The sequence below is a fragment of the Halococcus sp. AFM35 genome (assembly GCF_051195015.1).
In the GTDB taxonomy this organism is placed as follows: domain Archaea; phylum Halobacteriota; class Halobacteria; order Halobacteriales; family Halococcaceae; genus Halococcus.
On the sequence record NZ_JBNTJU010000101.1, the window covers coordinates 1 to 991 of the forward strand.

A 991-nucleotide genomic window follows, 5' to 3' on the forward strand; every position below is an offset into this window, starting at 1 on the left:
ATGGGTCTCATCATCGTGTTCGTCCTGCGCGAGGCGCTACCAGCGATTCGGTACATGGGACTGGTCGACCTCGTTTCGTATACTAACGAGCCGATGTGGGAGACCGGCGGCGAGCAGATCTATTCGCTCGCGCCGGCGATCGTCGGCACGGTCATCGAAACGCTGCTAGCCGTGGCCATCGCCGGGCCGCTTGGCGTCGCCGGCGCGCTGTTCATCAGCGAGGTAGCGCCGGGGTGGCTGCGCGAGATACTCAAACCCGGTATCGAAATCCTCGCTGGCATCCCCTCCATCGTGTTCGGTTATCTCGGGCTGGTCGTGCTCAACCCGTATTTCTCCTCGAGCAGTGCGTTCGGCCTACCTGGGCTTGGCAGCCTGCTCGCCGTGGGTCTGGTCGTCGGCGTGATGGCGCTTCCCACTGTTGTTTCGGTCGCCGAGGACGCTATTTCGAGTGTACCCGAGTCGATGAAACAGGGCTCGCTCGCGCTCGGGGCGACCGACTGGCAGACGATGACCGGCATCACGATGCCCGCGGCCTTCTCGGGTATCTCCGCCGCCGTGTTGCTGGGTGTCGGCCGCGCAGTCGGCGAGACGATGGCTGCAACGGTGATCCTCGGTAACGTAACCGAGTTACCAGCGCCCATCTTCGACGTCTTCGATAACACGATTACGCTCACGAGCCTCATCGCCAGCCAGTACGGCAACGCCAGCGGCCTCCACGTGAACGCGCTGTTCGCTGCCGGGGCCGTGCTGTTCGTGACCGTGATGGCCATCTCGGTCGTCTCACAGCTTATCGAGCGCCGGATGGTGCGCAGGCTCGGAGGCGAGCAATGAGCGAGTCCTACGAGCGAGGGCTGGTGAACGAGGGCGGGTCGGCGTTCGGGCGGGCCAGCGCTGCGGTCGTCGGTCTCGGCGTTCTCGGCTTTCTGTTCGCGCTCGCATCGCTGTTCGATGTGACGAGTTTCGGGACGGAAGCGTTCGGCGTCGAGCTAAC

At 64.2% G+C, this 991-nt stretch carries 1 protein-coding gene; it reads left to right on the forward strand.

What is annotated here, in order from left to right:
- Positions 1-831, forward strand: an 831-nt coding sequence (pstC, locus tag ACQUQO_RS18250; protein ID WP_435080079.1) for a phosphate ABC transporter permease subunit PstC, incomplete at its 5' end; no start/stop codon positions are given.
- Between the last annotated feature and the right edge of the window lie 160 nt (positions 832-991).